The sequence below is a fragment of the Faecalibacterium sp. DFI.5.82 genome (assembly GCF_029076575.1).
In the GTDB taxonomy this organism is placed as follows: Bacteria; Bacillota; Clostridia; order Oscillospirales; family Ruminococcaceae; genus Faecalibacterium; species Faecalibacterium duncaniae.
This window is the reverse complement of record NZ_JARFIS010000357.1, coordinates 1-320: the sequence shown is the minus strand read 5'-3', so window position 1 is coordinate 320 and position 320 is coordinate 1. Positions and strand designations below refer to the sequence as shown.

The window sequence follows — 320 nt, the reverse complement described above, 5'->3', positions numbered from 1 at the left end:
TCATCGGGCCGTTGATCACGTCTGCCTTTTTCTGAGCAGTCTGCCAGGCATCATCGTGCCAGGCAAAGCCGGTGATATCGTATACCTTGCTGCCGTTGGAGGGCCGGGTCTCCGCGTGGAACGCATAGGGGTCGGCCTTGTAGATCAGGTCGCCGCCCCGGGTGGTCACACAGTACTTGTAGACATCGTATTCCTTTACGCCGGGGATGAACAGCTCCCAGACAGAATCCCCATCCACTGTGCGCATCGGGTGGCTGCCCGGCTTCCAGCTGTTGAAATCGCCCACCACACTGATGGCGGTTGCATGGGGTGCCCAAACA

At 59.4% G+C, this 320-nt stretch carries 1 pseudogene; it reads right to left on the bottom strand.

Annotation, left to right across the window (positions count from 1 at the left end):
* A pseudogene (locus tag P0G09_RS16980) lies at positions 1 to 320 on the bottom strand (1,4-alpha-glucan branching enzyme); the annotation flags it as partial.